A 9,667-nucleotide genomic window follows, 5' to 3' on the forward strand; every position below is an offset into this window, starting at 1 on the left:
CCGTCATGATTGGGGCCGACCAGGCCGTTCCCTTCGGCTTCCTGCCGTTCATCGTCGGCGGCTTGCTCAAGTCAGCGCTGGGTGCCGCGACCCTCATGGCCCTTCCCGGCGGCAAGGCCAAGCCGGCCAATCCGTGACGATCAAGCTGCGCGCCCATCATCTCCTTTGCCTGCTCACCTATGTGGGCAAGGGATACAGCCCCGCCTTCACCGCCAATTATGATCGCGTCGCGGAGCGCCTGAGCCGGGGCGAGGACATCCTCCTCGTTTCCGGCCCCGATGATGTCTGCGCTCCATTGCTCGACGAGACGGAACCTCACTGCCTCAACGAGAGCGTCGTCGAGCGGGACCGGCTCGCCGGGCTGGATGTAGAGGAATTGCTGGCGCGGCCAATCCGGGTCGGCACCCACCTCGATCTCGACACGGGGACCTTAGCCCGGATGCGGCAGGCGTTTTCGGCTGGCCTTGTACGCAAGGCCTGCGGCGGCTGCGAATGGAACGAACTGTGCAGCACGATAGCGGCCGGTGGATATAGCGACACGCTGGTGCAGCGGTCCGCCGCGCCAGCCGAGGGTTGATATTGGCCCCGAGCCTTAGCGGTCGAAGCCGAGCTCAGGGGTCGAATCTGCGATATCTTCGGCGCCGTGCAGGGCCAACACCGAAATTCAAGACCGGAAAACTGGTGCCTGTCGCCATGATTTGTTAATCGGGTGCCCGGATTGTGAATTCGAGGCGGATTGAAGCGCGACCCCAAAAAGGCCATGCTTTGCCTGGAAAGATCGAGTCTACGCCGATCCCGCTGATGCGGAGATGGCGCCTGGCTGAAAGGGATATGATGCGGCAAGGACGTGCGCGCTGGCTGACAAGGCTGGCAATTGTGACCGGCATGGCGATCTCGGCTTTGCCGGCCTATGCCAAGCAAACCACCGAACCGGTCAAGATCACGTCGTTTTCGGGCGCTTATCTGGCGGCCCGGATCGCCGAGGGCGACAACGACCTCGACAGCGCCATCGCCTACTACAAGCAAGCATTGGCCTTCGACCCGAGCGACACCGGCCTGCAGCAGAGCCTGATGCTGTCGCTGATCGCGCAAGGGCGCTTCGACGAATCCCTGGTCTATGCCGACAAGCTCAAGGAAGTGCCTGACGTCGAGCGTTTCTCGCGCTTGGCGCTCGCCGTCGATTCCTTCCACAAGAAGGATTTCACCAAGGCGCAGTACTGGCTCAAGCTGTCGCTGGAATCCGATCTCGACCGGTTGATCTCCGGCGTGATGTCCGGCTGGGCGCAGCAAGGCGCCGGAGAGCCTGCCGATGCGATGGCGTCCATCGACAAGCTGCAGGGGCCGGATTGGTTCGGCCTGTTCAAGTCGTTCCACCGCGCCCTGATCGCTGATGCATCCGGCATGCCCGAAAAGGCCGAGGCGATCTATGCCGCGACCATGCAGGATACCGCCGCCGGCGGTGCCGCTCCCGAAACCTGGATGCGCAATGCCCAGGCCTACGCCTCGTTCCTGGTCCGCAAGGGCGACAAGACCAAGGCGCTGTCGGTGCTCGACCAGGCCGAGGCGTTTTCGCCGGGCAAGCTGGAAATCGTCGCCTTGCGCGACCGAATTGCAAAAGGCGACAAGATTGCGCCGCTGGTTGCCGGCCCATCCGATGGCGCCTCCGAAATCCTGCTCGACCTCGCCACCGCGCTCAACCGTGGCGGCGGCGAGCCGTTCGTGCGCCTCTATCTGCAATATGCGCTTGCTTTGAAGCCTGACAGCGACGCTGCCCTTGTGCAACTCGCCGCCGTGTCCGAGCAATTGAAGGACGGCGAAGGTGCCATCGCGCTCTATCGCCGGATTCCTGCCGCTTCGCCGCTGAAGGAGCTTTCGGACCTGCAACTCGGCCTCAATCTTGCCGATCTCGACCGTCACGAAGAAGCGATCACCCATCTGAAAGCCTTGGTCGACGCCCATCCCAATGACATGCGCGCCTATCTGGCGCTCGGCGGCGTCTATTCCTCGAAGGACGATTTCCGTTCGGCCGCCACTCTCTACGATAAGGCCGTCGAGGTGCTGAAGGCGCCGACCGCGGCCAACTGGAACATCTTCTACCAGCGCGGCATCGCTTATGAGCGTCTGAAGGAATGGCCCAAGGCCGAGCCGAACTTCCGCAAGGCGCTGGAACTGTTCCCCGACCAGCCGCAGGTGCTGAACTATCTCGGCTATTCCTGGGTCGACATGAACATGAACCTCAAGGAAGGCCTGGCGATGATTCAAAAGGCCGTCGACCTCAGGCCGAGCGACGGTTACATCGTCGATTCGCTGGGTTGGGCCTATTTCCGCCTCGGCAGGTTCGATGACGCGGTGCGCGAAATGGAACGCGCCGTGTCGCTGAAGCCGGAAGATCCGGTTCTCAACGATCACCTCGGCGACGCCTACTGGCGCGTCGGCCGCAAGCTGGAAGCCACTTTCCAGTGGAACCAGGCTCGCGACCTGAAGCCGGATCCCGATGTGCTGGCCAAATTGCAGCAGAAGCTGATGAAGGGCCTGCCGCCGATCGAGTCCAACACGGCGCAGGAAACCCCGAAGGTCAAGCCAGAGCCGGTGCCCGCCCCGAAGGGGTGACGTCAGCCATTTGAATTCAAGGCGAACGGGGCTCTTTTCGGAGTCCCGTTTTCGTTTGAACCGGATTCGGCCGGCTGCCTCAGAAGAGCTTGCGATAGACGACGAAGCCGGAGTGTTCGGCGACCTTGTCGTAAAGCTTCATCGCCGTGTGATTGGTTCTCATGCGTCAGCCAGTATACCCGGCCTGAGCCGGCCGCCTGCGCGCGCTCGTAGACGCCCTCGATCAGCGCCCGTCCGATGCCTTTGCCACGCGAGGCCTGCGTGGTGAAAAGGTCCTGCAGATAGCAATTCGGCGCGATCGCCGTGGTGCTGCGATGGAAGAGATAGTGCACAAGGCCGAGAAGCTGTCCCTCGCCTTCGGCCACCAGCGCGTGGACCGGCTCATAGGCATCGAAGAAACGAGACCATGTCATCTGGGTGATCTCTCCCGGCAGGGCCGTTTCGCCCGAGCGGCCATAAAATGCATTGTAGCCGTCCCACAGCGGCAGCCATTGCTCGAAATCCTGTCGCGCGACAGGGCGGATGACGATCGGGCTGGGCATGGCTGAAACCTGTTGTCGTTGCTGCACAGGCGAACAGAGCGCAGGCCCGAGAGATGGGCATGGGCCAGCCCCTGCAAAGCTTTCAACATTGTCCATAATGTCGGGGTGACCGCATCGGCGTGCTTTGCTTGACGCTTTGCTGCCGGGTCTCTAGGACGTGCCGGCAAGCTAGCCTGTGCTGTCGAGGCCATCCGTGACAATTGAAATCCCCGCCCATATGCATCCCAGCCGCTCGTTCCAGGGGCTGATCCTGACCTTGCACAACTATTGGGCGGCCTATGGCTGCGTCATCCTGCAACCCTACGACATGGAAGTCGGCGCCGGCACCTTTCATCCGGCAACGACGCTGCGCGCGCTCGGCCCAAAACGCTGGAACGCTGCCTATGTCCAGCCTTCGCGTCGTCCCAAGGACGGGCGTTATGGCGAGAACCCGAACCGGCTGCAGCATTATTACCAATACCAGGTGATCCTGAAGCCGAACCCGCCCAATTTGCAGGAACTCTATCTCGGCTCGCTGGCGGCGATCGGCGTCGATCCGCTGCTGCACGACATCCGCTTCGTCGAGGATGATTGGGAAAGCCCGACGCTGGGCGCCTGGGGTCTCGGCTGGGAATGCTGGTGCGACGGCATGGAAGTCTCGCAGTTCACCTACTTCCAGCAGGTCTGCGGCATCGAATGCGCGCCGGTGGCCGGCGAACTCACCTACGGGCTGGAGCGACTGGCCATGTATGTGCAGGGCGTCGACAATGTCTACGACCTCAATTTCAACGGCCGCGAAGGCGCCGACAAGGTCACCTATGGCGATGTCTTCCTGCAGGCCGAGCAGGAATATTCGCGCCACAACTTCGAACACGCCAACACGGCGATGCTTCTGCGCCACTTCGAGGACGCCGAGGCCGAGTGCAAGGCGCTGCTCGACGCCGGCGCGCCGGCATCGAACGACAATCTGCCGATGCACCGCATGGTTTTCCCGGCCTACGACCAGTGCATCAAGGCCAGCCATGTCTTCAACCTGCTCGACGCACGCGGCGTGATTTCGGTCACCGAGCGGCAGAGCTACATCCTGCGGGTGCGCAATCTGGCCAAGGCCTGCGGCGAAGCGTTTTTGAAGACGCAGGCGGGTGGCTTGGCGGCCTGAGCTTCAGGCCCGCTTCATCATCTCGAGGGAAACGTTGATCGGCGGTACGGCCTGACCGCCGGCACCGTCGATCGTGCGCAATGCCTGTCGAACGCCCGGCATCGAGAAGGCACCGTGAGCCTGCGCCGTGAAGCAGGCGCCGAGCGCGAGGATCTGCAGAAGTCTGGATGCCGTTTTCATGGTCGTTGAGCCAATAGTTTCCTGCCTGAGCGTGGGTCGCTTCAGCGCTGCGTTCGGTTCATGGAAATCTTTGATCCAAGGACGGGTGGCGCGGTCTTGTCCCGACAGGGCGGCCAAAATTTCTGGAAACGGGCGCAAATCGGCGATCCCCGCGCGGAAAGGGTGACAGCGGCCAGCCGAGTTGCTATGCCCCCGCCCGGACCATTTTGCCGCGTGAGCCCCATCCATGCCTGACCTGCTTCTAGAACTCCGCTCGGAAGAGATTCCTGCCCGCATGCAGCGCAAGGCGGCGGGTGATCTCAGGAAGATGCTGACCGACGGCCTGGTCGAGGCGGGGCTGACCTATGAGGCGGCGCGCGAGTACTGGACGCCACGCCGGCTGACGCTCGATATCAGGGGTCTCACCGCGCGCTCGAAGGATATAAGCGAAGAGATCAAGGGGCCTTCGACATCGGCGCCTGAACAGGCAGTCCAGGGTTTCCTGCGCAAGGCCGGACTTTCTTCGATCGCCGAGGCCCATGTCCATTCCGATCCGAAGAAGGGCGATTTTTATGTCGCCCACATTTCGAAGCCGGGCAGGGCGGCGGAAGAGATCATCGCGGACCTGGTGCCGGGCATCATCCGCAATTTTCCGTGGCCGAAATCGATGCGCTGGGGGCCGGCCTCGGCCAAGCCCGGTTCACTGCGCTGGGTACGGCCGCTGCAATCGATCCTGTGCACCTTCGGTCCGGAAACCGAGGAGCCTGTCGTGGTCGATTTCGAGATCGACGGCATCCGCTCCGGCAACATCACCTACGGCCACCGCTTCCATGCGCCTGACGCCATTACGGTGCGCCGCTTCGACGACTATGTTTCCAAGCTGGAAGCGGCCAAGGTCGTGCTCGATGCCGACCGCCGCAAGGAGATCATCCTTGCCGACGCCCGCAATCTCGCCTTCGCCAACGGGCTTGATCTGGTCGAGGACGAAGGGCTACTGGAGGAAGTGTCCGGGCTGGTCGAATGGCCTGTCGTGCTGATGGGCGAGTTCGAGGAGGCATTCCTCGCCATTCCGGCCGAGGTGATCCGGCTGACCATTCGCGCCAACCAGAAATGCTTTGTGACGCGGCCACAGGGTGTCGCCGACGCGCTTTCCAACCGCTTCATCCTCACCGCCAATATCGAAGCGAAGGATGGCGGCAAGGAGATCGCCCACGGCAACGGCAAGGTGGTGCGCGCCCGCCTGTCCGACGCGCTTTATTTCTGGACGACCGACCAGGGCGATTTGCCTGACCTGGCTGAGCTCGAGGCATCGGCGGAAAAATTCGGGCTTGATCTCAAGAAGCCGCTCGACCAGCGCATGGCCCGGCTCGACCATCTCGGCGTGACTTTCCACGCCAAGCTCGGCACGCAGGGCGAACGGGTGGAGCGGATCAAGCGATTGGCGGAAGAACTGGCGCCGATCGTGGCGCAGTCAATCTCCCCCCTTGAGGGGGAGATGGCCGGCAGGCCAGAGGGGGTCGCCGCGCGTGAAGCGCCGGCGTCCTCTGACCGCGATGGGGCGTCGCGTCCGGTCGTACCGACCCCCTCTGTCGCCTTCGGCGACATCTCCCCCTCGAGGGGGGAGATTACCGCGCTTGCCGCTCGCGCCGCGGTTCTCGCCAAGGCCGATCTCACCACCGAAGTGGTTGGCGAGTTTCCCGAGTTGCAGGGCGCCATGGGCCATAAATATGCGCTGCTGCAGGGCGAGCATCCATCTGTGGCCGCAGCCATCGAGGAACACTACAAGCCGCAAGGCCCATCCGATTATGTGCCGAGCGATCCGGTTTCGATTGCAGTGGCGCTCGCCGACAAGCTTGATACGCTGGTCGGCTTCTGGGCCATCGACGAGAAGCCGACGGGATCGAAGGACCCCTATGCGTTGCGGAGGGCTGCGCTCGGGGTGGTGAGGATCATACTGGAAAATGCGTTGAAGATTTCGGCTAAGGATCGGATCGCAAGTTCGATCGTCGATTATGTGGTGCGTGCAAGTGTGCTTGGAAGACTCCGAACCTTTGACGGCGGGAAAATTATCGCTCTTGGACACGTCAGGCCAGAGCAAGTTGAGTTTGATGTTGAATACTCGATCGTTGATCTAGTTCGCGGTGCGTTTATGTGGGCGGGGAAATCGGATATCAAGGTGTGGAGCGAGCTAGCAAAATTCACCATCTCGGATTTGCTAGATGACCTCCTGGCCTTCTTCCACGATCGCCTGAAGGTCTATCTCCGTGACCAGGGCGCACGGCATGATCTCATCGATGCGGTGTTGGCGGCAGGTTCGCGCCCAATCTCCCCCCTAGAGGGGGAGATGTCGGCGAAGCCGACAGAGGGGGGCGCTGTCCCGCCGACCTCTCAGCGCGAAGCGCCCCCCTCTGCCCTGCCGGGCATCTCCCCCTCTAGGGGGGAGATTGGCCAATCGCAGTCCGACGATCTCCTGCAGATCGTGCGCCGGGTCGAGGCGCTGGGCTCCTTCCTCGACACCGAGGACGGCAAGAATCTGCTCGCCGGCACCAAGCGTGCGGCCAACATTCTGGCCGCCGAGGAGAAGAAGAAAACGGCGGTCGCCGAAACCGTTGAGTCGGCACTTTTGCGCGAGGATGCCGAGAAATCGCTGTTTGCGGCGGTGAATCAGGCTGAGAAGCAAGCCGGCGAAGCGATTCAAAACGATGACTTTTCCGGCGCCCTGCTGGCGCTTAGCGTGTTGCGCGAGCCGGTTGATTCATTCTTTGAGCATGTTCTTGTAAACGATGAGGATCAGGCGGTGCGTGCCAACCGCCTCGCGCTGCTCGCCCGCATCCGCGCGGCCACCGGCCAGGTCGCGGATTTCTCCAGGATCGCAGGTTAAGGCGAAGAAAATATTCTCTGCTACCTGCCGTTCGAGCCGGCTTACAGTCATATGGCGATGATCTCTCCGTGGCAAAAGGGACATGTTCCCCAACCCCACGGAGGCTTCCATGAATTCCGATCACGAAATCGAAGTGACAGAAGAAACCCCGGTTCCCGCCGGGGCGCTTGAATCCGCTTCCGAAACCATCCTCGATCATGCCGCCGCCGCAGCGATCGAAGCCGCTGACCTGTCTGATGACGACGAAGACGGCGACGATGGGGAAGGCGACGAGTCCGCCGAAACTGCCACGCTCTCGGATGACGACGAAGATGAAGAGGAAGAAGACGAGGACGAAGACGACGCCGAGGACAGCGTGAAGGCTGAAGGCGACGAGTCCGAAGAAGATGATGATAAGGAAGAAGCGGCCTGATTTTTTTCGGCCGCCGAGTCTATCGATGGCAAGGCGGCGCTGAGGCGCCGCCTTTTCCTATCAGCCGTCCCCGAAGCCGACGATCAGCCGTCCCTGGCGACGGTCAGTTCTCGAGAATGCTGACGCGCACGCTGTTTTCGTAGACATCGACCTGGATCAGCGGTTCGCCATTGACGATGGCGCGCTTGGTCGAGGAACTCATCGCACCGCCGCGTTCCAGCATGCGCTGCAGGTCGGCGCGCTGGCCGTTGGTCCTGAACCAGCCATCAGCCTCGTCGTCGCTGTCACGGCGGTGGAATTTGTGCCAGTTGGCGCGGTCCTGCCGCACCATCTGCGCGGCATTGTCCAGCGCATAGCCGTCACTCGCCTGATGGTCGCGATCGGAAATGCGCGCGACATAGGATCCCAGCATATCGTCGGCATGAGCCGCGACGACGCCAAGCAATGACGCCAGCAGAAGGCCTGCCCCGGTTACGATTCCAGATTTTCTCATGATCACCCCCTTTACCCCTAGCGATGAAATCCCGTCTGCCAGAAATGCCTAGAACGGGGTTTGCCTGGCAATGGTGCGCCGGGCGCCAGACCACCGTCAAGTCACGCCATCGATGTCGGCTGTCTTTGAGCCGGGGCTATTTGGTGTAGCCGTTGGGAGGCATGTGCTGCCCTGCTGCCGGCGCCGGAGCGCTCGGCGGCGTGGGTTGGTTCTCGGCGTTCCCTGAGGGGGCTGCGGAGGCGGTGGCCGTTGCCGGCGCCGTGCCAGCGGCCGGCTCGGCACCTGTCGCTGGTGCAGCGGTTGGCGCCGGTGCAGGGAAATCGGGACCGGTAACGCCGCCACGAATGACCATCGGGCCTGGCTGGAAGCCGTGCCCGGTCGCGGGCTTGTCCGGGATCGCCGCCACCTTTTCATCGGTGACGTCGGGCTGCGCTTCCCCTTTTGCCACCACCGACAGCGCATCGCTGGCGTTGACCGCATCGGCGGTTCCAGGCTGGTTGGGGGCGCCGATCCTGACGATCGATGGTGTGGAGGATGGCGTGCCTGGAAAAACCAGGGATGACGCCTGGGCTTCGCCGGCCGCAACAGCAAGAATGATACCCAGCAGGATACGCGCAGACACTGATGTCGCTCCCCTTTGCCCAGAAGCTCTTCGATAGCAGGCCGGAATTGATGCCGGCTTTCGTGGAAACATAGCATTTTAGGGATTGATAAATCGCCAATGCTCCTGCTCGCCAACAATCGGTTACCCAACAGCGGCTTGCCCAACGGCCGCCATCGTACTACGCACCCCGCATCTGTGAGGTGACGAGAGTGGCTGAAATACTTGGCTCGGGCGAGGCGCTGGAGCGGGCGCTGGCGCTGCTCATGGAAGGCGATGTCGTCGCCATCCCGACGGAAACCGTCTACGGGCTGGCCGGCGACGCCACCAACGGCATCGGCGTGGCGCGCATCTTCGAAGCCAAGGGGCGCCCGCGCTTCAATCCGCTGATCGCCCATGTCGCGGATATGGCGATGGCAGAGCGCCTCGCGTTGTTCGATCCGCTGTCCAGGAAACTGGCGCTGGCATTCTGGCCAGGTCCGCTGACGCTGGTGCTGCCGCAACGGCCCGGCAACGGCATCCATCCGCTGGTCACCGCCGGGCTCGATACGATTGCCTTGCGCATGCCGAGGGGCTTTGGCGGCGAGCTGATCGCCAGGCTCGGCCGCCCGCTTGCAGCGCCCAGCGCCAATTCATCCGGCAAAATCAGCGCAACGACCGCGCAAGCGGTAGCGGCGGATCTCGGCACGCGCATAAAGCTGGTGGTCGATGGCGGCGCGACGCCGATCGGGCTGGAATCGACCATTGTCAAGGCCGAAGGGGACAGAATGCGGCTGCTGAGGCCCGGCGGCATCGCCGCCGAGGAGATCGAGGCGGCCATCGGCATGGGAT

General features: G+C 62.7%; 9 protein-coding genes and 2 pseudogenes. 7 read left to right on the forward strand and 4 right to left on the reverse strand.

The window, feature by feature from the left end:
- From EN749_RS38960 to EN749_RS22795, 3 genes and pseudogenes are all read left to right on the forward strand, one after another.
- A pseudogene (locus EN749_RS38960) lies at positions 1–137 on the forward strand (biotin transporter BioY); the annotation flags it as partial.
- A complete protein-coding gene (locus EN749_RS22790) occupies positions 134–577 on the forward strand; it encodes a DUF1284 domain-containing protein (RefSeq protein ID WP_127398920.1) in 444 nt (147 codons plus the stop codon). The pseudogene EN749_RS38960 and the gene EN749_RS22790, both read left to right, overlap by 4 nt.
- Before the next feature lie 257 nt (positions 578–834).
- On the forward strand, positions 835–2,610 hold the full coding sequence (locus tag EN749_RS22795) for a tetratricopeptide repeat protein (RefSeq protein ID WP_127328420.1): 1,776 nt from the start codon (positions 835–837) through the stop codon (positions 2,608–2,610).
- Positions 2,611–2,689: 79 nt separating this feature from the next.
- Here EN749_RS22795 and EN749_RS22800 read toward each other — a convergent pair.
- A pseudogene (locus EN749_RS22800) lies at positions 2,690–3,152 on the reverse strand (GNAT family N-acetyltransferase).
- A 217-nt stretch (positions 3,153–3,369) separates the two neighbouring features.
- On the opposite strand from EN749_RS22800, the gene EN749_RS22805 reads away from it, so the two are divergent.
- Entirely contained in the window at positions 3,370–4,290 is a 921-nt protein-coding gene (locus EN749_RS22805) for a glycine--tRNA ligase subunit alpha (protein ID WP_174800366.1), read from the forward strand.
- Between the two features lie 3 nt (positions 4,291–4,293).
- On the opposite strand, the gene EN749_RS22810 is transcribed toward EN749_RS22805, so the two are convergent.
- A complete protein-coding gene (locus tag EN749_RS22810) occupies positions 4,294–4,608 on the reverse strand; it encodes a hypothetical protein (protein ID WP_127270002.1) in 315 nt (104 codons plus the stop codon).
- Positions 4,609–4,696: 88 nt separating this feature from the next.
- Between EN749_RS22810 and glyS the strand changes: the two genes are divergently transcribed.
- Positions 4,697–7,330, forward strand: a complete 2,634-nt coding sequence (gene glyS, locus EN749_RS22815) for a glycine--tRNA ligase subunit beta (RefSeq protein WP_128364020.1) — start codon at positions 4,697–4,699, stop codon at positions 7,328–7,330.
- Between the two features lie 109 nt (positions 7,331–7,439).
- Positions 7,440–7,742, forward strand: coding sequence for an ATPase (locus EN749_RS22820; RefSeq protein ID WP_127811017.1), 303 nt, complete (start codon positions 7,440–7,442; stop codon positions 7,740–7,742).
- Between the two features lie 103 nt (positions 7,743–7,845).
- On the opposite strand, the gene EN749_RS22825 is transcribed toward EN749_RS22820, so the two are convergent.
- The gene (locus EN749_RS22825) at positions 7,846–8,235 is read right to left on the reverse strand and encodes a hypothetical protein (RefSeq protein ID WP_127271781.1); all 390 of its coding nucleotides are present in this window, start codon (positions 8,233–8,235) and stop codon (positions 7,846–7,848) included.
- Between the two features lie 136 nt (positions 8,236–8,371).
- Positions 8,372–8,857, reverse strand: a complete 486-nt coding sequence (locus EN749_RS22830; RefSeq protein WP_127398982.1) for a hypothetical protein — start codon at positions 8,855–8,857, stop codon at positions 8,372–8,374.
- 191 nt (positions 8,858–9,048) lie between these two features.
- Here EN749_RS22830 and EN749_RS22835 point away from each other — a divergent pair.
- Positions 9,049–9,667: L-threonylcarbamoyladenylate synthase (locus tag EN749_RS22835; RefSeq protein ID WP_128364021.1), on the forward strand; the 619-nt coding region annotated here is incomplete at its 3' end.

It is taken from the genome of Mesorhizobium sp. M7A.F.Ca.ET.027.02.1.1, assembly GCF_004022985.1.
GTDB lineage: Bacteria > Pseudomonadota > Alphaproteobacteria > Rhizobiales > Rhizobiaceae > Mesorhizobium.

Coding starts and splice junctions, on each gene's coding strand:
- glyS (WP_128364020.1), top strand. CDS start 4,697: ATGCCTGACCTGCTTCTAGAACTCCGCTCGGAAGAGATTCCTGCCCGC.
- EN749_RS22820 (WP_127811017.1), top strand. CDS start 7,440: ATGAATTCCGATCACGAAATCGAAGTGACAGAAGAAACCCCGGTTCCC.
- EN749_RS22825 (WP_127271781.1), bottom strand. CDS start 8,235: ATGAGAAAATCTGGAATCGTAACCGGGGCAGGCCTTCTGCTGGCGTCA.
- EN749_RS22795 (WP_127328420.1), top strand. CDS start 835: ATGCGGCAAGGACGTGCGCGCTGGCTGACAAGGCTGGCAATTGTGACC.
- EN749_RS22805 (WP_174800366.1), top strand. CDS start 3,370: ATGCATCCCAGCCGCTCGTTCCAGGGGCTGATCCTGACCTTGCACAAC.